Raw genomic sequence first — 22,351 nt, 5'->3', positions numbered from 1 at the left:
ATTTCTCTTTTAAGGGACAGTCTGAAAATGGCTGTCCTTTTCTATTTTGAAAGGAGCTGAAAGAACTTGAAAAAGATTAAAAGCTACACGGGTATCTGGAACGTGGAAAAAGTCTTATATGCAATCAATGACTTTAACTTACCCTTTCCCGTTACTTTTACACAGATTACATGGTTTGTGATTACGGAATTTATCATCATTCTGTTTGGGGATATTCCCCCACTTTCCATGATTGAGGGAGCATTTCTCAAATACTTTGGTATTCCCGTTGCTCTCACTTGGTTCATGTCGCAGAAAACCTTTGACGGAAAGAAGCCGTACAGCTTTTTGAAATCACAGATAACCTATGCCCTGCGACCAAAAATCACTTATGCAGGAAAAGCCGTAAAACTGCATAAGCAGATATTAAATGAAACAATCACGGCAGTAAGGAGTGTGAACTATGTTCCCGATAAAATATATTGACAATAACCTTGTCTGGAACAAGGACAATGAAGTGTTTGCCTATTATGAGCTGGTACCATACAACTATTCTTTTCTATCCGCAGAGCAGAAATTTATCGTGCATGACAGTTTCCGACAGCTAATCGCACAGTCCCGTGAGGGTAAAATTCATGCGTTGCAGATTGCCACAGAAAGCTCCATACGAAGTATGCAGGAGCAGTCAAAGAAACTGGTAACGGGAAAATTAAAGGAAGTTGCCTACCAGAAAATAGACGAACAGACCGAAGCGTTAGTATCTATGATTGGGAACAATCAAGTGGACTACCGCTTTTTTCTTGGCTTTAAGCTCATGGTTACGGAAGAACAGCTCAATCTGAAGAACATCAAAAAATCGGCGTGGCTGACATTCAAAGAGTTTCTCCATGAAGTAAACCATACGCTGATGAATGATTTTGTTTCCATGCCGAATGATGAAATCAACCGTTACATGAAAATGGAAAAGTTACTGGAAAATAAAATCTCCCGTCGCTTTAAGGTGCGTCGCTTGGAAATCAATGATTTTGGGTATCTCATGGAACATCTTTACGGCAGGGACGGTATCGCTTATGAAGATTATGCGTACCAGCTACCAAAAAAAAAATTGAACAAAGAAACGCTGATAAAATACTACGACCTTATCCGTCCGACAAGGTGTGTGATTGAAGAAAGCCAGCGGTATTTACGCTTGGAACATGAGGACAAGGAAAGTTATGTGTCCTATTTTACCGTCAATGCGATTGTCGGCGAGCTTGATTTTCCGTCAAGTGAAATCTTCTATTTCCAGCAACAGCAATTCACATTCCCCGTTGATACTTCTATGAATGTAGAAATCGTGGAGAACCGAAAAGCATTAACAACCGTACGCAACAAGAAAAAGGAATTGAAAGACCTTGACAATCACGCTTATCAAGCAGGAGGTGAAACCAGCTCAAATGTGGTGGACGCTTTAGACAGCGTGGACGAGCTGGAAACGGACTTAGACCAGACAAAAGAAAGTATGTATAAGTTAAGCTACGTTATACGGGTGTCTGCACCCGATCTTGACGAGCTGAAACGCCGTTGTGATGAAGTCAAAGACTTTTACGACGACCTCAATGTAAAGCTGGTACGTCCTGCTGGGGATATGCTGGGGCTTCATTCTGAATTTTTACCTGCCAGCAAGCGATATATCAATGACTATGTGCAGTATGTAAAATCAGACTTCTTGGCAGGGCTTGGCTTTGGAGCGACCCAGCAGTTAGGGGAAACTACGGGTATCTATATGGGCTATTCCGTTGATACGGGAAGAAATGTGTACCTGCAACCGTCTTTAGCTTCGCAGGGCGTAAAAGGTACAGTTACCAACGCTTTAGCGTCTGCTTTTGTCGGTTCGCTTGGCGGTGGAAAGTCGTTCTGCAACAATCTTCTGGTGTATTATTCGGTGTTGTTTGGCGGTCAAGCAGTCATTTTAGACCCCAAAGCCGAGCGTGGCAACTGGAGAGAAACACTTCCAGAAATCGCCCATGAAATCAATATCGTAAATCTTACCAGCGATAAAGACAATGCAGGACTTCTTGACCCATTCGTGATTATGAAGAATGTAAAAGACGCTGAAAGTCTGGCAATCGACATCTTGACATTCCTTACGGGTATTTCCTCTAGGGACGGCGAAAAATTCCCCGTGTTACGAAAAGCGGTTCGTTCCGTTACCCAGAGCGACAGTCGGGGCTTGCTCCATGTAATAGACGAGCTACGCCGTGAAGATACGCCCATATCAAGAAATATCGCAGACCATATCGACAGCTTCACGGACTACGACTTTGCACATCTGCTGTTTTCAGACGGTACGGTGGAAAATGCAATCAGCCTTGATAACCAGCTCAATATCATTCAAGTAGCCGACCTTGTACTGCCAGATAAGGACACGACCTTTGAAGAATACACGACTATTGAATTATTGTCGGTATCTATGCTGATTGTGATTAGTACCTTTGCCCTTGATTTTATCCATTCGGACAGAAGTATTTTTAAGATTGTCGATTTGGACGAAGCGTGGGCGTTCTTAAATGTGGCACAAGGAGAAACGCTCTCTAACAAGCTGGTTCGTGCTGGACGAGCTATGCAGGCAGGTGTTTATTTCGTTACACAATCTTCTGGGGACGTGGCAAAGGAAAGTCTGAAAAACAATATCGGCTTAAAATTCGCTTTCCGTTCTACTGACATCAACGAGATAAAACAGACCTTAGAATTTTTCGGTATCGACAAGGACGATGAAAACAACCAGAAACGGCTTCGTGATTTGGAGAACGGACAATGCTTATTGCAGGACTTATACGGGCGTGTCGGTGTGGTACAGATACACCCAGTTTTTGAAGAACTGCTACACGCCTTTGATACCAGACCGCCCGTACAGAGAAATGAGGTGGAGTGATGAAAGAAAGGATAAAAGGTGCGTTCACAAAAAGGAAGATACTTCACTTTCTCAAAATGGCTCTGTTCGTGGTGGCACTCTCCCTTATCCTGCTTTCACTTTTGGGGACGGTGGCTCATGCGACGGGGCTTGTGGACGATACCATAAACGCAGAAAATCTTTACTCAAAATATCCCCTTTCCAACTACCAGCTTGATTTTTATGTGGATAATAGCTGGTCATGGTTGCCGTGGAACTGGCTGGACGGCATTGGAAAATCGGTACAGTACGGGCTTTACTGCATTACCAACTTTGTCTGGACGATAAGCCTTTATTTAAGCAATGCCACGGGCTATGTGGTGCAGGAAGCCTATAAACTTGATTTTATTAACGATATGGCAGACAGTATCGGAAAGAGCATACAGACCCTTGCAGGTGTAACCGAGAACGGCTTTTCTTCTACGGGCTTCTATGTTGGTTTCCTGCTTCTCATTATCTTAGTGGTGGGAATGTATGTTGCTTATACGGGACTTATCAAACGGGAAACCAGCAAGGCACTTCACGCTGTTATCAACTTTGTGGTGGTGTTCGTGCTGTCCGCTTCGTTTATTGCCTACGCTCCCGACTACATCAAGAAGATAAATGAATTTTCATCAGACATCAGTACCGCTTCTTTGGACTTGGGAACAAAAATCATGCTCCCCAACTCCGACAGCGAGGGCAAGGACAGCGTGGACTTGATACGGGACAGCCTATTTTCTATTCAAGTGGAACAGCCGTGGCTACTTCTGCAATTCGGTAACAGCAACACAGAAGAAATCGGGGCAGACCGTGTCGAAGCTCTTGTATCGGCAAGTCCAGAGGACGAGGACGGGAAAACCAGAGAGGAAGTCGTGAAAACAGAAATCGAAGATAACGACAACAACAATCTGACGATACCGCAGGTCGTGAACCGTTTAGGCATGGTGTTCTTCCTACTGTTCTTCAATTTAGGGATAACGATATTTGTATTCTTGCTTACGGGCATGATGTTATTTAGCCAGATACTTTTTATTATCTTTGCAATGTTTTTACCTATCAGCTTTTTACTTTCCATGATACCGAGCTATGAAAGCATGGCGAAGCAGGCAATCGTAAGGGTGTTTAATACCATAATGACACGGGCAGGAATAACGCTCATTGTAACGGTGGCGTTCAGCATTTCCAGTATGTTTTATAACATCTCCACGGACTATCCGTTCTTTATGGTAGCGTTCTTGCAGATAGTATGTTTCGCTGGTATTTATATGAAGCTGGGCGATTTAATGAGTATGTTCTCTTTGAACGCTGGCGACAGTCAAAACATGGGACGCAGGATATTCCGCAGACCATATCTGTTTATGCGACATAGAGCTAGGCGTATGGAAAGACGGCTTGCTGGTGCGGTTACTGCTGGCGGTGTTGCTGGTGCGGTGGCAGGTAGCACGATTTCAAACAGAAAACCGACAAGGAACACAGCCACAAAAGACAGTCGGGGCAATACATCTACTTCCAGTATGGGACAGCGTGCAGGCTCAAAGGTGGGTGCTGTCTTAGATACGAAAAATAAAGTGAAAGACAAGGCAAATGCTGTCAAAGAGAATATCAAGGATATGCCGACACAGACCGCTTATGCGGTGTATTCCGCAAAGGAAAAGGCAAAGTCCAGCGTGTCCGACTTTAAGCGTGGCATGGTGCAGGAACAGCAGTCCAGACAGACGGGACGTTTGGAAAAGCAGGAAAAGCATAGACAGAGTATCGCTGACAAGCGTATGGAGCTTCAAAAGGCACAAGAAGCAAGGCAGGCACAGCGAAAGGCTGACGGATCAGCGACAACGGGAGCTACCCGTCCCCATGAGCGACCAGCCACAGCTTCAAAGCCGAGTGCGGAAAAAATGCAGGAAGTCAAACGTCCTGCCACAGCGACCACTTCAAAAGCAAGTGAGCCAGTCAAGACAAATGTTATCAAAGAGCGTCCGTTATCTTCTGGTGCTTCTGATAAGAAAGCGACCCAGTCGGCACAGCCAGTACATAGGCAGAATGTAGAAAAAGTGGTATCGCAGGAAACACGCCAGAATTACACAAAAGACCGCAGGACAAAGGTTCAGCAGACGCAAACCGTCCAAAAGAACCAGCAGACAACAGAGAAAACTCGTAACCTTGTGATGAAGAAAGGACAGAAGAAAAAATGAAACTGAAACATATCGCTATCATTGGCACTCTGTTTCCTATCCTCTTTTCTCTGGTGCTTTTCTTTGGTGTCTTGATTAGTGCGGACAGCGACGACGAGAACAGCAATTTTTCTTCTGGCATTACGGGTATGAACTTATCCGCAGAAGTCTTGAAACATCAGCCTATGGTAGAAAAGTACGCCAGAGAATACGGTATTTCCGAGTATGTCAATGTGCTATTGGCTATCATTCAAGTAGAAAGTGGCGGTACGGCAGAAGATGTTATGCAGAGTTCGGAAAGTCTTGGTTTACCGCCTAATTCCTTAGATACGGAAAGCTCAATCAAGCAGGGGTGTAAGTATTTTGCGTCCCTGCTTTCTTCCTGCAAAAATCAAGGTATCGACGATTTGAATGTAGCGATACAGTCTTATAACTATGGCGGTGGCTATGTGGGATATGTGGCAGGAAAAGGAAAGAAACACACCTTTAATCTTGCAGAGAGCTTCGCCCGTGAAAAATCGGGTGGAAAGAAAGTAACCTACACCAACCCGATAGCCGTTGCGAAGAACGGGGGCTGGCGGTATCAGTATGGCAATCAATTTTACGTCGAATTAGTCAATCAGTATTTAACTGTTCCGCAGGTATCGGGAGAACTGGCACAAAAAGTAATGAATGAAGCATTGAAGTATCAAGGCTGGAAGTATGTATATGGCGGTAGCAATCCTAACACTTCCTTTGACTGTTCGGGGCTGACGCAATGGTGCTATGGAAAAGCTGGTGTTTCCTTACCGAGAACAGCACAAGCACAGTATGACGCCACCCAACATCTTCCACTCTCGCAGGCAAAGGCTGGGGACTTGGTATTTTTCCATTCTACCTATAACGCTGGAAGTTATGTAACACATGTCGGTATTCTTGTTTCGCCGACGCAGATGTACCACGCAGGAAATCCGATAGGATATGCAGACCTAAATAATAGTTACTGGCAACAGCACTTAATCGGTGCAGGACGAGTAAAACAATAGAAAGTGAGGATAACATTATGTTTAAGAAGAATAAGAAACAGACAGAAAATGTCAAAGAAAAAAAGGTGCGTACTGTCAAGGTAGGCACACATAAGAAAACCGTGATTGCGTTGTGGGTGGTGCTTATCGCAAGCGTGAGCTTTGGGGTGTATAAGAATTTTACGGCTATCGACCAGCACACGACCCATGAAAAAGAAATCATTGAACTTCGTTTGCAGGACACCAACGGGATAGAAAATTTCGTGAAGAACTTTGCGAAGTCTTATTACACATGGAGTAACAGCAAAGAAGCGATTGAAGCAAGGACGCAGGCAATCAGCGGTTATCTGACAAAGGAATTGCAAGACTTGAATGTTGATACAATCAGAACGGATATACCGACCAGCTCCACAGTTACAGATGTGATTGTGTGGCATATCGAGCAATCGGGAACGGACACTTTTTCTGCTACCTACGAAGTAGATCAGCAGATAAAAGAGGGAGAACAGACAAGCAATGTGAAAGCGACTTATACTGTAAAAGTCCATGTAGACGCTGACGGGGATATGGTAATCATTCAGAACCCTACTCTTGCACCAGCAATCGAAAAATCAGACTATGAGCCTAAGACACCAGAAGCAGACGCAAGCGTGGACGCTGATACGGTAAATGACGCTACCGCATTTCTGGAAACATTCTTTAAGCTCTATCCAACAGCCACAGAAAAAGAGCTTGCTTACTATGTATCTGGAAATGTGATTGAGCCTATCGGCAGGGACTACCTTTATTCTGAACTGGTAAACCCTATCTTTACAAAGGACGGGGATAATGTGAAAGTTAAAGTAGCTGTAAAATTCCTTGATAATCAGACAAAGGCGACACAAGTATCACAGTATGAGCTTGTGCTACATAAGGATAGCAACTGGAAGATTGTAGGATAAAAGAAAAAGGCTTGCAGTTCTGTATTGATTTGCAAGCCTAAATATATTATTTATACTTCTGGAAAATCCCGACTAATAAAGTATCTATCGCTTCAGCTAATTCAAATCTAACTTTATCTGAGGCAGAAAAAGCGTTTCCTAATTGCAAAGTTGTATAACCGTGAATTATTCCAGTAAGCATATTTAATATTTCAAGTGTTTTGTCTTTGTTAAGACTGCACGATTGGATAAGAGTAGTTAATAATGAAAGATAGTTGTTAAAAATGGTTGCTGTTTCCTCTGTTCCGTGCCACACAGCCCATTGAATTGTTTCATAAACTCCGGGGTGTTCAATCATATAGTTTAGGTATTCGATAGAAACTAACTTAATTGCTTCTTTCCCTATTTTTCCAACGGCAATTTTCATCATTCTTTCATTCATGTCACGCATACCATTATGAGCAACTTCTAAAAGAAGATTATCTAAACTTTCTATGTGATTATATAAAGATGGTGTACGAATGTTTAATTTTTGAGCAACAGCTTTTAACGAAACGTTATTTAATCCTTTTTCATCTGCTAAGTCTGATGTTGCTTTTATTACTGCTTCTTTAGTGGTTTTCATAGTTATGCACCTCATTCAAAATATCATACAAACACAATTCTAGCTAATTGAATTAGTGTAGTCAATAACACAATTAGAAAATTATGATTATTTATTGACTTTCTTAAAATTTTGTGTATAATAGGAATTGAAGTTAAATTAGATGCTAAAAATTTGTAATTAAGAAGGAGGGATTCGTCATGTTGGTATTCCAAATGCGTAATGTAGATAAAACATCTACTGTTTTGAAACAGACTAAAAACAGTGATTACGCAGATAAATAAATACGTTAGATTAATTCCTACCAGTGACTAATCTTATGACTTTTTAAACAGATAACTAAAATTACAAACAAATCGTTTAACTTCTGTATTTATTTACAGATGTAATCACTTCAGGAGTGATTACATGAACAAAAATATAAAATATTCTCAAAACTTTTTAACGAGTGAAAAAGTACTCAACCAAATAATAAAACAATTGAATTTAAAAGAAACCGATACCGTTTACGAAATTGGAACAGGTAAAGGGCATTTAACGACGAAACTGGCTAAAATAAGTAAACAGGTAACGTCTATTGAATTAGACAGTCATCTATTCAACTTATCGTCAGAAAAATTAAAACTGAACATTCGTGTCACTTTAATTCACCAAGATATTCTACAGTTTCAATTCCCTAACAAACAGAGGTATAAAATTGTTGGGAGTATTCCTTACCATTTAAGCACACAAATTATTAAAAAAGTGGTTTTTGAAAGCCATGCGTCTGACATCTATCTGATTGTTGAAGAAGGATTCTACAAGCGTACCTTGGATATTCACCGAACACTAGGGTTGCTCTTGCACACTCAAGTCTCGATTCAGCAATTGCTTAAGCTGCCAGCGGAATGCTTTCATCCTAAACCAAAAGTAAACAGTGTCTTAATAAAACTTACCCGCCATACCACAGATGTTCCAGATAAATATTGGAAGCTATATACGTACTTTGTTTCAAAATGGGTCAATCGAGAATATCGTCAACTGTTTACTAAAAATCAGTTTCATCAAGCAATGAAACACGCCAAAGTAAACAATTTAAGTACCGTTACTTATGAGCAAGTATTGTCTATTTTTAATAGTTATCTATTATTTAACGGGAGGAAATAATTCTATGAGTCGCTTTTTTAAATTTGGAAAGTTACACGTTACTAAAGGGAATGGAGATAAATTATTAGATATACTACTGACAGCTTCCAAGAAGCTAAAGAGGTCCCTAGCGCCTACGGGGAATTTGTATCGATAAGGGGTACAAATTCCCACTAAGCGCTCGGGACCCCTTGTAGGAAAATGTCCTAAGTGTGGCAACAATATTGTATTAAAAAAATCGTTTTATGGTTGTTCAAATTATCCTGAATGTAAGTTTACTTTAGCTGAACATTTTAGAAAGAAAAAACTAACCAAAACGAATGTAAAAGAATTACTGGAGGGAAAAGAAACCCTGGTAAAAGGAATCAAAAACAAAGAGAAAAAGCCCTACAATGCCGTTGTAAAAATTGGGGAAAAGGGATATATTGATTTTATCTCTTTTTCAAAATAAACATAAAAGCCCTTTAAAGAGGGCTTTTATATATTAATCACAAATCACTTATCACAAATCACAAGTGATTAATCACTTGTTTATTAAGATATTAAAAGCTATAATTTAAATAAAGCGTGAATTTTATGACACAAAAAGAGGGGGGAGAAACTTGGAACTAGCATTTAGAGAAAGCTTAAAAAAGATGAGAGGTACCAAATCAAAAGAAAAATTCTCCCAAGAATTAGAAATGAGTAGATCAAATTATTCACGAATAGAATCAGGAAAATCAGATCCAACCATAAAAACACTAGAACAAATTGCAAAGTTAACTAACTCAACGCTAGTAGTGGATTTAATCCCAAATGAGCCAACAGAACCAGAACCAGAAACAGAACAAGTAACATTGGAGTTAGAAATGGAAGAAGAAAAAAGCAATGATTTCGTGTGAATAATGCACGAAATCATTGCTTATTTTTTTAAAAAGCGATATACTAGATATAACGAAACAACGAACTGAATAAAGAATACAAAAAAAGAGCCACGACCAGTTAAAGCCTGAGAAACTTTAACTGCGAGCCTTAATTGATTACCACCAATCAATTAAAGAAGTCGAGACCCAAAATTTGGTAAAGTATTTAATTACTTTATTAATCAGATACTTAAATATCTGTAAACCCATTATATCGGGTTTTTGAGGGGATTTCAAGTCTTTAAGAAGATACCAGGCAATCAATTAAGAAAAACTTAGTTGATTGCCTTTTTTGTTGTGATTCAACTTTGATCGTAGCTTCTAACTAATTAATTTTCGTAAGAAAGGAGAACAGCTGAATGAATATCCCTTTTGTTGTAGAAACTGTGCTTCATGACGGCTTGTTAAAGTAAAAATTTAAAAATAGTAAAATTCGCTCAATCACTACCAAGCCAGGTAAAAGTAAAGGGGCTATTTTTGCGTATCGCTCAAAAAAAAGCATGATTGGCGGACGTGGCGTTGTTCTGACTTCCGAAGAAGCGATTCACGAAAATCAAGATACATTTACGCATTGGACACCAAACGTTTATCGTTATGGTACGTATGCAGACGAAAACCGTTCATACACTAAAGGACATTCTGAAAACAATTTAAGACAAATCAATACCTTCTTTATTGATTTTGATATTCACACGGAAAAAGAAACTATTTCAGCAAGCGATATTTTAACAACAGCTATTGATTTAGGTTTTATGCCTACGTTAATTATCAAATCTGATAAAGGTTATCAAGCATATTTTGTTTTAGAAACGCCAGTCTATGTGACTTCAAAATCAGAATTTAAATCTGTCAAAGCAGCCAAAATAATCTCGCAAAATATCCGAGAATATTTTGGAAAGTCTTTGCCAGTTGATCTAACGTGCAATCATTTTGGGATTGCTCGTATACCAAGAACGGACAATGTAGAATTTTTTGATCCCAATTACCGTTATTCTTTCAAAGAATGGCAAGATTGGTCTTTCAAACAAACAGATAATAAGGGCTTTACTCGTTCAAGTCTAACGGTTTTAAGCGGTACAGAAGGCAAAAAACAAGTAGATGAACCCTGGTTTAATCTCTTATTGCACGAAACGAAATTTTCAGGAGAAAAGGGTTTAGTAGGGCGCAATAGCGTTATGTTTACCCTCTCTTTAGCCTACTTTAGTTCAGGCTATTCAATCGAAACGTGCGAATATAATATGTTTGAGTTTAAAAACATTTTAAAATACTAATTAGATTAGTTAAATGACTATTTGAAATAGTATTTTGAGGAGTGATTATATGTGTACAAGATTTGTTTACAATGGTATAGATAAAATTGTTGGTTTTAATTTTGATATTGACCTTTCTGTATGGGATCATACTGTAATTACCGAAGAAAATAGATTTTATATTGGTATTAAAATGCCTGACGGTCTGTATCATTCATTTCATGGGATAAATAAAAATGGTAATGTAGGAACACTTCTTTATGTTCATGGTAATGAAAATGCAAGGTATATAGAAAGCGAGGATTGTATTACAATATCTGAATTAACAGAAAAATTCATTAAGGCAGAGATTTCTTTTGATAAAGCCTTGGACATTGTTAAAAAGAAAAAAATTATTTATGCACCAGATGCTACTATGCAAGCTATGCTTTCTGATAAAAAAGGACGAGTTTTAATTATTGAACCTGGAATTGGGTATAGATATGAACAAGAAAATTTTTCACTTATTACAAATTATTCTATTCTAAAACCAGATATAACAAAGCCGTACATTGTTTCTGGGGATACAAGATACGAAGTGGCTAAAGAGTTATTGGCAGGATATGATAAAGATTTTTCAGTAAATGACGCATTTAAAGTATTAAAATCTGTTTCTCAAAAAGACTTGTGGGCAACTAGGGTTTCATTTGTATATTCTACAGAAAAAAATAAAGTTTATTATGTCTTGAACAATGATTTTAGTAATGTATTTGAATTTCAGTTTTAATACTAATGAATTTATAAATTTGCAATTATGATAAGAAAGGTTATTATGATAGGACTAAAAAAGCGAGATATAAAAAAAGCGTTGAAAGCTGGTGCAAAAGCTGGCGGTGTATCATTGGCTGATGTTCGGGCAGATATTGAAGCGACGATTGATGAAGCTATGAATAGCACCGCCCCAGAAGTGTAGGCAAATTTCAAAAAATATTTTGGTAATAAACGCCCTACCCCAGAAGAATATATTTACAAGATTACCAAAAAGACAAAGATTTGAAAAAAGGCTTGCTCCATACATAGTGTATGATCTGCAAGCCTTAATCTATTTCAGAGGAAATTTAACAGTAAAAGTAGCACCTCCACCAGCAGTATCATTGATAATGATAATACCGTTCAGCATTTGAGTTAATTCTTTGGCGATACTTAGTCCCAGTCCAAAATTCGATTTGTTCGTATGGGACTTGTCGCCACTATAAAATCGGTCAAAGATATACTGCTTATCTTCATCAGAAATGCCTTGCCCGTGGTCTACCACAGAAAAAGCAATATTTTTTTCGGTGGCGATTACTTCTATCTCTATTAAAGAATTATTCTTGGAATGTTGAATGGCATTATCCATAAAGACACACAAGATTTGAAATAATCGGTCTTTGTCGGTAAACATAGCAGGATAACTTTCCTCGGATAAATGCAGTTTTAGTTCTAAATTCTGCTTCATGCAGACGGGTTCGTAGGTTTCATATAACGTAATGAGCAAGGTATCTACATTGATTGTGCTTTTATGCAATGTCCATGTTTTAGCGTCGGAAGAAGCCAAAAGCAACATATCTTTGACTAAACGGGATAACCGCATACATTCAAAATCTATGGTCTGTACGGCTTGCTTTGCCTGCTCGTTTAAGGAAACATTATCAAGAAGCATATCCGTGTTGGAAATCATAACAGCAAGTGGAGATTTTAATTCATGGGACGCTGTTGCAACAAAATCTTTTTGGCTTTGCAGTATTCGTTCCGTTGGAGCAAACGACTTTTTCAGCAGATAACGGGTCAGCACGATAACAACGATACAAGCCAAAAACCAGATAAGAAGATATATAGGCAATGTTTTTTGTAAAATATCCGTCAAACTGGCTGTCTGATAAAGAAAGGTTGCATGATACACGGTATCATTTGCTGTCCTAATTGTAGCAGGAATAACAAAATAAGTATCGTGATGTGTTCCTCTTATTTCCAGAAAACCGCCTTGTGAAGTTGTGCTGTTTTCTATTTGTGATAATGGTTGTGTAGAAATCTGCTTTTCTACATCATGCAACAGATTGTCCGCAGAAGTTGGAAATGGGAAATCACTCTGATAAATGGTATTCCCCCTTGTATCAGTAATTAAAGAAAAAATATGATAACTCTCTTCGTAGGTTTTGAGTGCTTTGTCCATATCCGAAGAAGCACTTTCCACTTGATAAATCAGCAAGGTTGTCAATCTCTGAAATAAGGTGCTTTCGTTGATTTTCTCTGTATGAACTGTGTTCGCAACGACAAAGGAAATCACAAGGGTAATAATCAGCATAACAGAACTTGCAAACAGAATATGAAGTTTTCGGTATAAGTTATTTAACATGTTTCTTTCTCCAGTTTGTACCCTGCACCGTAGACCGTTGTTATTTTACAGGAACTTTTTAATTCTTTTAGGCGTTTTCGCAGAAAAGAAATGTAACTGTCTACATTGCCAGTTTCTACCTCGGAAGAACTGCCCCAGATTTTAAGGATTAGCTGTTCACGGGAAAATAGTGTTTCTGGGTTCTGCATAAATACAAAAGTCAACTCGGTTTCTTTTGAAGTTAATAAAAGAGAATTGACGGGTGTAGATAAGGTTCGGCTGTCTTTATCGAAAGTTAAATCTCCATATTCTAATTTGGAAGATAACTGGATATTGGCAGGGCGTCTTGTTAATGCCCGAACTCTTGCAAGCAATTCTTTGATATGAAATGGTTTTACTAAATAATCATCAGCACCGCCGTCTAAACCCTCAACCCGATTGTCAAGGGTACTCATGGCAGTAATGATAAGGATAGGAATAGAAATTCCTTTTTTACGCATAGATTTTATGATTGTCAAACCGTCAATAATCGGTAACATACGGTCTACAATGGCGAGGTCATAAGCATAGTCTGTATTTAAGGCATACAGCATAGCAGTTTCCCCGTCATTGCAACAATCAACCATATAGTTTTCTTTTTCCAGAGAAATTTTTATATTTTTACATAACTCTAAATCATCTTCCAGAAGAAGTATTTTCATAATGTATCAATCCTTTTCTATATAAATTATAGACAGTATAACAGAAAAGTCTGTAAAAATCCTCTAAAAAATGATGATGATTTTCTTACTTTTTTACAGGATTTTTAGAATGGTTTGCTTTTACAATAGGGGCATATCGAACAAGAAAGGTGGAATACAAAAATGAAAAAAACAAACATCAGTAAATTCATAGCAGTTGGATTATGTATCTGTGCATTGACGGGGTGTGGTGCAAGTCCAAATGAGAAGCCAGATACGTCTAATCCTATTGTCAATTCTAATACGAATGAAGAAAATACAAATGGTTCTTCAGAAAATAAAGGAAACGACATATTAGAGTCTGCTAATTTGAGAGGAAGTGTTTTGGAATTTACAGACAATGGTTGCTTGGTAAATCAAGCAAAAGATATTGAGGGTGGAGCTGGGATAAAAATAGAAGCACCGGGAATGGAAAATAAAGACAATGCTGTTTCTGTAACCTATAACCCAGATTGTGAATTTGTCATTGCCACAGTAAATGCACAGTCTGGTGTTACAAATGTAACAACGGGTTCTATATCCGATGTAAAAAAACAATCTGAAGTATATCTTTATGGAGAATTTGCAGACACACTTCATTTCAATGCAACAAAGGTTGTCATAGCCCGTTGGGAATAGAGGTGTGAAGTATGAAGTTTTATCAACTTGGTTTTCGCTATTTACAGCGAAAAAAAGGAAAAACCATTCTTTTGTTGATTGTTTTGATACTTGTAAACAGTATGATTTTAGGTACAAGCATGATTTTAAGGACTACAAATGAGTCCAAACAAGCCATGCAGGAAAAGACAAATTCTAAGATTGTAGCTGAAATTACAAGTAAGGACAGCAAGATAACAGAGAATGAAGTAAACAAGATTGAAACGCTGGAAGATGTTTCAGCTATCAACCGTATCGGCAGGCAAGATGTATTTCCAGCTAGTTTTGCTCCCGTTACGCTCAATACTTCTACGAATGAGGAAAATTTGAAAATAGCGTTGCTCTCCTATGATGATTTGGAAAAGGACAGCCCTTTTTCAGAAATGCAGTACCGCTTATCTTCTGGCGATTATATCAAACATGAGAAAAAAGGTGCTGTTATCAATGCGAACCTTGCAAATCAAAATGAGCTAAAAGTTGGAGATACGATTGAATTAAGTACAGAAAACGGAACAAAAGTATCTGTTCAAATTATTGGAATTTTCATGTCCGCAGGAAATGTGGAAAAAGACCAGCCAACAGAAACTACCGCAGTCAATCGAATAGAAAATCAAGTCTTTATTGACAACAGCACTTATAAAGAATTGTTCAAAGAAGCTGAATTTGAAAAACTCTGCGTTTATTCAAAAAGACCAGAAAAATTAGATGTGCTGGAAACCAGCTTGCAAAAAATATTCGGAAATGATGTAGAACTTAGCACTTCCGATACCCTTTATCAACAGATGTCTGCTCCATTAGAGCAAATCAGTAAGGTGGCAAATCTTATGCTGGTACTTACATTGGTAACTGGTACTGTTGTTGTTTCCCTGCTGTTATGTATGTGGATGCGGACAAGGCAAAAAGAGGTGGCAATCTTTATGAGCCTCGGCAAGACAAAAAGTGAAATTTTCCTGCAAACTTTATTAGAAGCAGGCAGTGTATTTACACTTTCGGTTTTAGGAGCAACAGCCATTGGTAAATTGTTCTCGGGCGTTTTGCAAAATGTCATTACTGGTTCAGAAACAGTAACAGAAAATCTGAAAGTGGTGTTGCAGATACAAGATATTGGAATGTTGTTCCTTTTAGGTGGTGCAGTTATTCTGGTGGCATTGTGCTGTTCCATTCTTCCGATATTACGAGCAAACCCAAAAGATATATTAGCGAAAATGGAGGGATAGTACATGAATTTTTTTGGATTGGCAAGGCGTTCTGTGTTCAGAAAGCCCATAAAAAGTATTCTCTTATTGTTGATTGTTTTTGCAATCAGTACCCTGCTTCTTGCAGGTGTGGCGAGCAAAAATGCCAGTATTGAGGTGCAGGACAAAACCAGACAAGCCATAGGTGCAGGCTTTCTTTTAGAAAGAAATGCAGAGTACCGAACAAAACGAGTTCGTGAATACTCAGAAAAGATTGGTAATGATAAGGAAGGTAGTTTTGGTGGCTACCATCAGGAAAAAGAGATTATCAATGGTGTGGAGACTTGGTCAGGCTGGACAACAAATGAATTTGAAAGCTTAGATATAAAAGACATTGAGAAACTGGCAAAAACAAAAGGAATTGCTGATTACAATATTACAACAGCAACAACTCCTGTAAACCCTGTAAATTTCAAAAGAATTGAAGATAAAGATGTAGACCAAAGTGTAGATGAGGGAGGTGTAAGCTTAATTGGAAACAAAGATATGAAACTTGACAGAAATGTTTTATCTGGAAACCTGCATATCAAAGAGGGGCGAATGATAACCCCAGAGGATAAAGATATGTGTGTCATTTCAGAGGAACTTGCAAATCAAAATAATCTGAAAATCGGCGATAAGATTTCTTTTAATGATTACCACGATACTGAAAATTCAAAGGTATCAGAAGCTGAGATTGTTGGAATTTATCAAGTGGATCAAAAGATGTCCCCACTTATGCAGGGAGATACTTACCGTTCGGAAAATGTAATATTTACAGATTTGAGATTTCCAGAAAAGGCAGAGGGTGAAACAAGTCCATTATATGAAAGAGCCTATTTCAAAGTAGAAGATGTGGAAGCTTACGACGAAGTAAAAGAAAATCTGCAAAAAGTAGACATCAACTGGGAGCAATATGATTTGATTGACAATAACGGAAATTCCGAAACCATGTCCTCAAACTTCAATGATTTAGCAAAAGTAAGCGAAATGATGATATTGGTAATCTCTGTTGCAAGTTTTGTTATCCTTGTTTTAGTATTTCTGTTCTGGCTGAAAAATCGAGTGCAGGAAGTCGGCATTTTCTTATCTCTCGGTGTTCCGAAATTCAGAATTATCGGGCAGATTTGGAGTGAAGCGATTATGATTGCTGTTCTTTCCCTTATGCTATCCTTTGCTGTCGCTCCTGCCGTTTCCAAAGTAACTGCAAATTATCTGGTATCACAGCAGGTTCAGCAAATGCAGGAAGAAGAAAAAAATAACGAGGGAAAAGTATCCACAGAATATGTTGCACCAAAGCAGGACGTGCAGAATATCAGCGTAGAGGTTACGCCAGAAATGTATCTGTTGGACGGAGCAAGTGTTCTTGTGTTGATAACGGCTTCTGTTCTGGTATCTGGAATTGTAATACTAAAGAGAAACCCGAAAGATATTTTATCGGAAATGAGTTAGGAGGACGACGAAAATGTTAGAAGTAAAGAATGTAAGCTATGCTTACAAAACAAAAAAAGATAAAACCATTTTGAATAATGTATCTGCTACTTTCGAGGAGGGTATTTTTTATACTATTGTCGGTCCGAGTGGTGCAGGAAAAACAACACTCTTATCGTTGTTAGCAGGCTTAGACACAGCGGTAAAAGGGACTGTCCTTTGCAATGGCGAGGACATTACAAAAAAAGGGCTGAATTACCACAGAAAGCATAATATCTCATTGGTATTTCAAAATTATAATCTGATTGATTATTTGACAACGGTTGAAAATGTCAAATTAGGTGGTAGTGGAAATGCTGAAAAATTATTGGAAGAAGTCGGCATTGGAAAAGAATACTGGCAGAGAAATGTATTGCAACTATCTGGCGGACAGCAACAGCGTGTAGCGATTGCAAGAGCATTAGCCAGCGACGCTCATGTACTTTTGGCAGACGAACCGACGGGAAATCTTGACGAAACTACCGCTGATGAAATCATTGCTTTGCTGAAAAAGACTGCACATGAATTAGGAAAATGTGTTGTTGTGGTTACACACAGTAAGCATTTGGCAGAAGAAGCCGACGAAATCTTAGAAATTAAAAACGGTGCAATTTCTTTTCTGTCTGATTAAATTAGAATAGTGCCGTAAAGGAGTTGTCATTATGGAATATTTTAGATATACCTCGACGCAATCAGTTTGAACCTAACGGCATTTTTATAACAACTGAATATAGCACAGTTTTAAAAGCTCGTACAGACTATATGTTTTGTGCGGGCTTTTTTCATGCCAGAAAAAAATTTTTTAAAGTTTTTTCGATTTTGGTTACGCTGTCCCCCACTTTCAACGCGGTATATATGAAAAGGGGCAGACACCTCTTTTCGACTAGCGAAAGGAGGTGAGGAAAATGAAACCGTCAGAACTACAAGAAAAAACCTGTCATCAATTCGATTGTGCTATTAAAACAGTTATACGTCATAGAGCGATTGACTTCTATCGAGCGATACGTCGTTCAGAGAAAAAAGAAATGCCATTCGCCGAAATTATGGACGACCTCTTAAATTCCATAGGTACAGAAGATACATATTCTACGGATTATGTTGCGGTATTTGAAGTCTGTGGAGAAAAAGTATCAATCGAAGATGAACAACTGGCTCGTGCATTGAAAGCTATTGAAGAACGAAAGCGTAATATCGTTTTACAGTATTTTTTCATTGGCGACACGGACACTTACATTGGGAAAATGCTTGACTGTTCCAGAGCGAATGTAACGAAGTGCAGAATACAAGCACTAGACAAGTTAAAGCAACTGATTGAGGAGGAAAAAGAAAAATGCCAAAAGAGCTGACACCGACTTTCACGGTTATTTCCAAAGCCTGCGACGGCGACGAAACAGCAATTTCAAAAATCTTGGAATTTTATGACCCATATATCAATCAGTGCTGTATGCGTCCGTTTTACGACGATAACAACAACTTACGTCTTGCGGTAGATTTGGAAATGAAAGGTTTTATCAAAGAAGCGATTATTCGTAAAATCTTAAACTTTGATATTAAACGCTTCTAATTCATATTGGGATTGATTATGCCCGTCTGGTCTTTGACAACTGAATAAAGCAGACAGATACGTTTGTGAGATAGCAAGCCACGGGGACTGTACGCCATGACCTTTCCAAAAGAAAGCGAGCGACCCACGCAGTGATCCGAGAGCGACTGTTGGAATAGTCGTTTTGCCACGACCTATCCTCACAGAATAATGATACGTCCGCATGGTGCGGTTCTGCCCACAAGAATGGGAATAGTTGAGATACTAACGGAGCTTTCCAAAGCCGTTTGTCTGCTTGTAAAAAAATGACACACAGTAAAGGGGGTGCATAGATTATGAACAATACTGATGTGCCTATCTGGGAAAAATATACGCTGACGATTGAAGAAGCGTCTAAATACTTCCGTATTGGCGAAAAGAAATTGCGTAAATTAGCCGAAGAAAATCTTGACGCTGGCTGGGTTATCGTGAACGGTAATCGTATTCAGATTAAGCGAAAACAATTTGAAAAAATCATAGATACATTGGACGAAATCTAATGTCATTGAGCCGTAGATATGGTATAATATTAGTAGCGTGTCACGGCTCATTCCATGACGGAAAGGAGCTTTACACTATGTCTAATGTGAAACGAAAAGACAGTAAAAATCGCAATTTGCGTAATGGAGAGAGCCAGCGAAAAGACGGAAGATACGTTTATAAATATACCGATATATACGGAAAGCCACAATTTATCTATTCTTGGAAACTTGTACCGACAGACAAGACACCTGCTGGAAAGCGTGATGATATATCGTTGAGGGAAAAAGAAGCACAGATAAAAAAAGACCTTAACGACGGTATCGACACAGTCGGCGGTAAAATGACAGTCTGCCAGCTCTACGACAAGAAGAACAGTCAAAGAAAGAACATCAAAAGGGCTACTGAAAAAGGACGACAGTATCTTATGAACGCTTTGAAAAATGACCCATTAGGTATGAGGGCGATTGATACGGTTAAGCAGTCGGACGCTAAAGAATGGGCTATCAGAATGAGCGAAAAAGGATATGCCTATAAAACGATTGATAACTATAAACGTTCCTTGAAAGCGTCATTTTACATGGCAATACAAGACGACTGTATCAGAAAGAACCCATTTGAATTTAAGTTAAGTGATGTTCTGGAAGATGATACCGAACAGAAAGTTATCCTTACACCAGAGCAGGAAGAACACCTGCTTGCCTTTATGGAAAAGGACAAGATTTACAGTAAGTATTATGATGAGGTTGTGCTTCTGCTGGAAACGGGACTTCGTATTTCTGAATTTTGCGGACTGACGACGCATATTGATATGCAGAACAGAATACTCAATATAGACCACCAGTTATTGAAAGATAGCGAAATGGGCTACTATATTGAAACACCAAAGACCAAAAACGGAAAACGGGAACTTCCATTGACAGAACGGGCTTATCAAGCAATCCAAAGAATACTAAAGAACAGAGGAAAGGCACAACCGCTGATTGTAGGTGGTTACAGCAATTTCCTATTCCTAAATCGTGAGGGCTTGCCTAAAGTTGCAGGAAACTATGAGGGCATGGTGCGAGGACTGATTAAGAAGTATAACAAGTATCACACGGACAAGTTACCGAACATCACGCCACATTCATTCAGACATACTTATTGTACGAATATGGCAAACAGAGGAATGAACCCAAACACTCTGCAATATCTCATGGGACACGCTAACATAACCATGACACTTGGCTATTATGCACACGGCACATTTCAATCTGCAAAAGCAGAACTGGAAAGGCTGGCTTGTTAATATCGGAGCTTATATTTACTACTCATTTACTACTTTTGGTTGCATTTTCATGCTGGTAAATGCCAGCTTATGCAAGGTATCTTCCGAAAAGAAAATACCGATAAAGCCCTAAAATACGGGATATATCGGCATTTACCAACTTATGAAAAGATAATCAGAAATTTAGTAAGTTTTTAATACAAAAACTCATAAAGAAACAAGAATAGATCAATTATCCCCATATCTTCATAATGAAGAATATGCTTTCTTTAATGAATATTTTATTGTTGGTTATACAAGTCAAGATGAATCATGTGTCATTGATTTAAAGACAAATAATGTGAGTATTTTAGAGGAACAGGGAATGTATCCATCTGCTTCTACTTTCTTTGTTGAATTTAAGGATCAGAAAACAATTTTAAAAGACATGTATACTCATGAAGAAATGAGTATACCTTTTGATTTATCTTCTTATAATTATCAAATTTCTCATAATCGCTATGTATTTTTTGAAAATCATGATTTGGAAAGTATAGTTGTGATTGATTTTCAAAAGAAAAAGTATGCCGATATAGATTATAAGGGACTTGATGAAATTTTGGATTTTATTGTTATTGATGATGAGAATGTGATAATAACAGATGATCACGAATATTACATACTTACACTTTCTGAACTTTTACCTTAATTTTATCGAGAAGCGTAATGATTTTGATTTACTGTGTAAAAAAAAGAAAAAAAGAAAAAGGCGATGAATAGGAAGAAATTCATATTGACAAAAAACGGAATGTTGCTATAATAATAGGTGCCTTATTTTAACGTTTGTAGCCCCGGAAACTACAGGAGGATTAAAAATGAGACAAACAACAATGGCTAAAGAAGCCACAATTGAACGTAAATGGTACGTTGTTGATGCTGAAGGATTAACTTTAGGACGTTTAGCATCAGAAGTAGCATCTGTATTAAGAGGAAAACATAAACCAACATTTACACCACATGTAGATACTGGTGATTATGTTATTATTGTTAATGCAGACAAAGTAGTAATGACTGGTAAAAAATTAGATACAGTTAAATACTATCATCATTCTGGTTGGTTAGGTGGTTTAAAAGTTAAAACTGCTCGCCAATTCAAAGAATCAAATCCAACAGGATTTGTAGAAGCAGCTGTTAAAGGTATGTTACCTCATAACACACTTGGAAGAAAACAAGGGATGAAATTATTTGTATACGCTGGTAGTGAACATCCACACGCTGCACAACAACCAGTTGAATTAAAAATTAAGGGATAAGGAGGACGAGAATAAATGGCTAGTGTACAATACAGAGGAACTGGACGTAGAAAGTCTTCAGTAGCACGTGTTATTTTAACACCAGGTGCTGGAAAAATTGTTATTAATGGTAGAGAAGCAAAAGATTACTTACCATCAGATGTACTATTAATGATCGTCAACCAACCACTTGAATTAACTGGTACAACTGGTAAGTTTGATGTGATTGTTAATGTTAAAGGTGGAGGTTACAGTGGACAAGCTGGAGCTATCCGTCATGGAATTTCAAGAGCTTTATTAGAAGCTGGAGAAGATTACAGACCAGTATTAAAAGCAGCTGGATTCTTGACTCGTGATGCAAGAGTTAAAGAACGTAAAAAATACGGACTTAAAGCAGCTCGTAGAGCACCACAGTTCTCAAAACGTTAATTTTTGGGAATACTCAAAACAATTCAAAGAAACTCAAATCAGC

General features: G+C 38.2%; 24 protein-coding genes and 2 pseudogenes. 23 read left to right on the top strand and 3 right to left on the bottom strand.

What is annotated here, in order from left to right; translation table 11 throughout:
• Positions 1-66 precede the first annotated feature (66 nt).
• Genes ACGHJ8_RS11415 through ACGHJ8_RS11395 form a run of 5 tightly spaced genes read left to right on the top strand, consistent with a single transcriptional unit; the run spans position 67 to position 7,006 of the window.
• Positions 67-465, top strand: coding sequence for a conjugal transfer protein (locus tag ACGHJ8_RS11415; protein ID WP_003061368.1), 399 nt, complete (start codon positions 67-69; stop codon positions 463-465).
• The gene (locus tag ACGHJ8_RS11410) at positions 443-2,893 is read left to right on the top strand and encodes an ATP-binding protein (protein ID WP_025489602.1); all 2,451 of its coding nucleotides are present in this window, start codon (positions 443-445) and stop codon (positions 2,891-2,893) included. The genes ACGHJ8_RS11415 and ACGHJ8_RS11410 overlap by 23 nt, the downstream gene beginning before the upstream one ends.
• The gene (locus tag ACGHJ8_RS11405) at positions 2,893-5,082 is read left to right on the top strand and encodes a CD3337/EF1877 family mobilome membrane protein (RefSeq protein WP_025489603.1); all 2,190 of its coding nucleotides are present in this window, start codon (positions 2,893-2,895) and stop codon (positions 5,080-5,082) included. The genes ACGHJ8_RS11410 and ACGHJ8_RS11405 overlap by 1 nt, the downstream gene beginning before the upstream one ends.
• Positions 5,079-6,086 (top strand): lysozyme family protein, encoded by a 1,008-nt coding sequence (locus tag ACGHJ8_RS11400; RefSeq protein WP_025489604.1) that lies wholly within the window; start codon positions 5,079-5,081, stop codon positions 6,084-6,086. The genes ACGHJ8_RS11405 and ACGHJ8_RS11400 overlap by 4 nt, the downstream gene beginning before the upstream one ends.
• A 17-nt stretch (positions 6,087-6,103) precedes the next feature.
• Positions 6,104-7,006, top strand: coding sequence for a conjugal transfer protein (locus tag ACGHJ8_RS11395; RefSeq protein ID WP_025489605.1), 903 nt, complete (start codon positions 6,104-6,106; stop codon positions 7,004-7,006).
• Between the two features lie 46 nt (positions 7,007-7,052).
• Here the strand turns inward: ACGHJ8_RS11395 and ACGHJ8_RS11390 are convergent, their stop codons facing one another.
• Positions 7,053-7,610: a TetR/AcrR family transcriptional regulator gene (locus ACGHJ8_RS11390; protein ID WP_005946872.1), complete on the bottom strand. Its 558-nt coding sequence runs from the start codon at positions 7,608-7,610 to the stop codon at positions 7,053-7,055.
• Positions 7,611-7,789: 179 nt separating this feature from the next.
• Here ACGHJ8_RS11390 and ACGHJ8_RS11385 point away from each other — a divergent pair, with 179 nt between their 5' ends.
• The 7 genes and pseudogenes from ACGHJ8_RS11385 (at position 7,790) to ACGHJ8_RS11355 (ending at position 11,902) form a co-directional block, all read left to right on the top strand.
• Positions 7,790-7,873, top strand: a complete 84-nt coding sequence (locus ACGHJ8_RS11385; protein ID WP_001814874.1) for a 23S rRNA methyltransferase attenuation leader peptide — start codon at positions 7,790-7,792, stop codon at positions 7,871-7,873.
• Between the two features lie 124 nt (positions 7,874-7,997).
• A complete protein-coding gene (gene erm(B) / locus ACGHJ8_RS11380) occupies positions 7,998-8,735 on the top strand; it encodes a 23S rRNA (adenine(2058)-N(6))-methyltransferase Erm(B) (protein ID WP_001038792.1) in 738 nt (245 codons plus the stop codon).
• A gap of 169 nt (positions 8,736-8,904) precedes the next feature.
• Positions 8,905-9,165 (top strand): annotated as a pseudogene (locus ACGHJ8_RS11375) (topoisomerase DNA-binding C4 zinc finger domain-containing protein); the annotation flags it as partial.
• 151 nt (positions 9,166-9,316) lie between these two features.
• A complete protein-coding gene (locus ACGHJ8_RS11370) occupies positions 9,317-9,595 on the top strand; it encodes a helix-turn-helix transcriptional regulator (protein ID WP_024407057.1) in 279 nt (92 codons plus the stop codon).
• Between the two features lie 521 nt (positions 9,596-10,116).
• Positions 10,117-10,887 carry a primase C-terminal domain-containing protein gene (locus tag ACGHJ8_RS11365; RefSeq protein WP_242998071.1) on the top strand — a complete coding sequence of 257 codons (771 nt, stop codon included), beginning with the start codon at positions 10,117-10,119 and terminating at the stop codon, positions 10,885-10,887.
• A 49-nt stretch (positions 10,888-10,936) separates the two neighbouring features.
• Entirely contained in the window at positions 10,937-11,632 is a 696-nt protein-coding gene (locus ACGHJ8_RS11360) for a hypothetical protein (protein WP_009905043.1), read from the top strand.
• Between the two features lie 45 nt (positions 11,633-11,677).
• Positions 11,678-11,902: pseudogene (locus ACGHJ8_RS11355) on the top strand (hypothetical protein).
• Positions 11,903-11,947: 45 nt separating this feature from the next.
• Here ACGHJ8_RS11355 and ACGHJ8_RS11350 read toward each other — a convergent pair.
• Both ACGHJ8_RS11350 and ACGHJ8_RS11345 read right to left on the bottom strand, forming a co-directional pair.
• Positions 11,948-13,240 (bottom strand): cell wall metabolism sensor histidine kinase WalK, encoded by a 1,293-nt coding sequence (locus ACGHJ8_RS11350; protein WP_021364213.1) that lies wholly within the window; start codon positions 13,238-13,240, stop codon positions 11,948-11,950.
• Positions 13,234-13,920 carry a response regulator transcription factor gene (locus tag ACGHJ8_RS11345; RefSeq protein WP_025489606.1) on the bottom strand — a complete coding sequence of 229 codons (687 nt, stop codon included), beginning with the start codon at positions 13,918-13,920 and terminating at the stop codon, positions 13,234-13,236. The genes ACGHJ8_RS11350 and ACGHJ8_RS11345 overlap by 7 nt, the downstream gene beginning before the upstream one ends.
• Positions 13,921-14,082: 162 nt before the next feature.
• Between ACGHJ8_RS11345 and ACGHJ8_RS11340 the strand changes: the two genes are divergently transcribed.
• The 11 genes from ACGHJ8_RS11340 (at position 14,083) to rpsI (ending at position 22,308) form a co-directional block, all read left to right on the top strand.
• Positions 14,083-14,577 (top strand): hypothetical protein, encoded by a 495-nt coding sequence (locus ACGHJ8_RS11340; protein ID WP_025489607.1) that lies wholly within the window; start codon positions 14,083-14,085, stop codon positions 14,575-14,577.
• Positions 14,578-14,588: 11 nt separating this feature from the next.
• Positions 14,589-15,812, top strand: coding sequence for an ABC transporter permease (locus ACGHJ8_RS11335; RefSeq protein ID WP_025489608.1), 1,224 nt, complete (start codon positions 14,589-14,591; stop codon positions 15,810-15,812).
• A 3-nt stretch (positions 15,813-15,815) separates the two neighbouring features.
• On the top strand, positions 15,816-17,261 hold the full coding sequence (locus ACGHJ8_RS11330) for an ABC transporter permease (RefSeq protein ID WP_077710200.1): 1,446 nt from the start codon (positions 15,816-15,818) through the stop codon (positions 17,259-17,261).
• 13 nt (positions 17,262-17,274) lie between these two features.
• Positions 17,275-17,910 (top strand): ABC transporter ATP-binding protein, encoded by a 636-nt coding sequence (locus tag ACGHJ8_RS11325; RefSeq protein WP_003431891.1) that lies wholly within the window; start codon positions 17,275-17,277, stop codon positions 17,908-17,910.
• 274 nt (positions 17,911-18,184) lie between these two features.
• Positions 18,185-18,625, top strand: a complete 441-nt coding sequence (locus ACGHJ8_RS11320; protein WP_003431889.1) for an RNA polymerase sigma factor — start codon at positions 18,185-18,187, stop codon at positions 18,623-18,625.
• Positions 18,610-18,843: a helix-turn-helix domain-containing protein gene (locus ACGHJ8_RS11315; protein ID WP_003431885.1), complete on the top strand. Its 234-nt coding sequence runs from the start codon at positions 18,610-18,612 to the stop codon at positions 18,841-18,843. The genes ACGHJ8_RS11320 and ACGHJ8_RS11315 overlap by 16 nt, the downstream gene beginning before the upstream one ends.
• A gap of 314 nt (positions 18,844-19,157) precedes the next feature.
• Positions 19,158-19,361, top strand: coding sequence for an excisionase (locus tag ACGHJ8_RS11310; protein ID WP_002347229.1), 204 nt, complete (start codon positions 19,158-19,160; stop codon positions 19,359-19,361).
• Positions 19,362-19,438: 77 nt separating this feature from the next.
• On the top strand, positions 19,439-20,629 hold the full coding sequence (locus ACGHJ8_RS11305) for a site-specific integrase (RefSeq protein WP_025489609.1): 1,191 nt from the start codon (positions 19,439-19,441) through the stop codon (positions 20,627-20,629).
• A 319-nt stretch (positions 20,630-20,948) separates the two neighbouring features.
• Positions 20,949-21,296 carry a hypothetical protein gene (locus ACGHJ8_RS11300; RefSeq protein ID WP_390540448.1) on the top strand — a complete coding sequence of 116 codons (348 nt, stop codon included), beginning with the start codon at positions 20,949-20,951 and terminating at the stop codon, positions 21,294-21,296.
• A gap of 166 nt (positions 21,297-21,462) precedes the next feature.
• Positions 21,463-21,900 carry a 50S ribosomal protein L13 gene (gene rplM, locus ACGHJ8_RS11295; RefSeq protein WP_211963204.1) on the top strand — a complete coding sequence of 146 codons (438 nt, stop codon included), beginning with the start codon at positions 21,463-21,465 and terminating at the stop codon, positions 21,898-21,900.
• 15 nt (positions 21,901-21,915) lie between these two features.
• Positions 21,916-22,308: a 30S ribosomal protein S9 gene (gene rpsI, locus ACGHJ8_RS11290; RefSeq protein ID WP_390540446.1), complete on the top strand. Its 393-nt coding sequence runs from the start codon at positions 21,916-21,918 to the stop codon at positions 22,306-22,308.
• The last annotated feature ends 43 nt before the right edge of the window (positions 22,309-22,351 follow it).

The sequence above is a fragment of the Massiliimicrobium timonense genome, from assembly GCF_042850985.1.
Lineage (GTDB): Bacteria > Bacillota_I > Bacilli_A > Erysipelotrichales > Coprobacillaceae > Allocoprobacillus.
Note: the sequence above shows the minus strand (reverse complement) of the source record. Positions and strands in the feature narration are given on the sequence as shown.

Bases quoted from the DNA above. Each gene is read 5' to 3' on its own strand.
- rpsI (WP_390540446.1), top strand. From the start codon at position 21,916: ATGGCTAGTGTACAATACAGAGGAACTGGACGTAGAAAGTCTTCAGTA.
- ACGHJ8_RS11335 (WP_025489608.1), top strand. From the start codon at position 14,589: ATGAAGTTTTATCAACTTGGTTTTCGCTATTTACAGCGAAAAAAAGGA.
- rplM (WP_211963204.1), top strand. From the start codon at position 21,463: ATGAGACAAACAACAATGGCTAAAGAAGCCACAATTGAACGTAAATGG.
- ACGHJ8_RS11315 (WP_003431885.1), top strand. From the start codon at position 18,610: ATGCCAAAAGAGCTGACACCGACTTTCACGGTTATTTCCAAAGCCTGC.
- ACGHJ8_RS11320 (WP_003431889.1), top strand. From the start codon at position 18,185: ATGAAACCGTCAGAACTACAAGAAAAAACCTGTCATCAATTCGATTGT.
- ACGHJ8_RS11350 (WP_021364213.1), bottom strand. From the start codon at position 13,240: ATGTTAAATAACTTATACCGAAAACTTCATATTCTGTTTGCAAGTTCT.
- ACGHJ8_RS11410 (WP_025489602.1), top strand. From the start codon at position 443: ATGTTCCCGATAAAATATATTGACAATAACCTTGTCTGGAACAAGGAC.
- ACGHJ8_RS11325 (WP_003431891.1), top strand. From the start codon at position 17,275: ATGTTAGAAGTAAAGAATGTAAGCTATGCTTACAAAACAAAAAAAGAT.
- ACGHJ8_RS11340 (WP_025489607.1), top strand. From the start codon at position 14,083: ATGAAAAAAACAAACATCAGTAAATTCATAGCAGTTGGATTATGTATC.
- ACGHJ8_RS11385 (WP_001814874.1), top strand. From the start codon at position 7,790: ATGTTGGTATTCCAAATGCGTAATGTAGATAAAACATCTACTGTTTTG.
- ACGHJ8_RS11305 (WP_025489609.1), top strand. From the start codon at position 19,439: ATGTCTAATGTGAAACGAAAAGACAGTAAAAATCGCAATTTGCGTAAT.
- ACGHJ8_RS11365 (WP_242998071.1), top strand. From the start codon at position 10,117: ATGATTGGCGGACGTGGCGTTGTTCTGACTTCCGAAGAAGCGATTCAC.
- ACGHJ8_RS11330 (WP_077710200.1), top strand. From the start codon at position 15,816: ATGAATTTTTTTGGATTGGCAAGGCGTTCTGTGTTCAGAAAGCCCATA.
- ACGHJ8_RS11390 (WP_005946872.1), bottom strand. From the start codon at position 7,610: ATGAAAACCACTAAAGAAGCAGTAATAAAAGCAACATCAGACTTAGCA.
- ACGHJ8_RS11405 (WP_025489603.1), top strand. From the start codon at position 2,893: ATGAAAGAAAGGATAAAAGGTGCGTTCACAAAAAGGAAGATACTTCAC.
- ACGHJ8_RS11400 (WP_025489604.1), top strand. From the start codon at position 5,079: ATGAAACTGAAACATATCGCTATCATTGGCACTCTGTTTCCTATCCTC.
- ACGHJ8_RS11345 (WP_025489606.1), bottom strand. From the start codon at position 13,920: ATGAAAATACTTCTTCTGGAAGATGATTTAGAGTTATGTAAAAATATA.
- ACGHJ8_RS11310 (WP_002347229.1), top strand. From the start codon at position 19,158: ATGAACAATACTGATGTGCCTATCTGGGAAAAATATACGCTGACGATT.
- ACGHJ8_RS11395 (WP_025489605.1), top strand. From the start codon at position 6,104: ATGTTTAAGAAGAATAAGAAACAGACAGAAAATGTCAAAGAAAAAAAG.
- ACGHJ8_RS11360 (WP_009905043.1), top strand. From the start codon at position 10,937: ATGTGTACAAGATTTGTTTACAATGGTATAGATAAAATTGTTGGTTTT.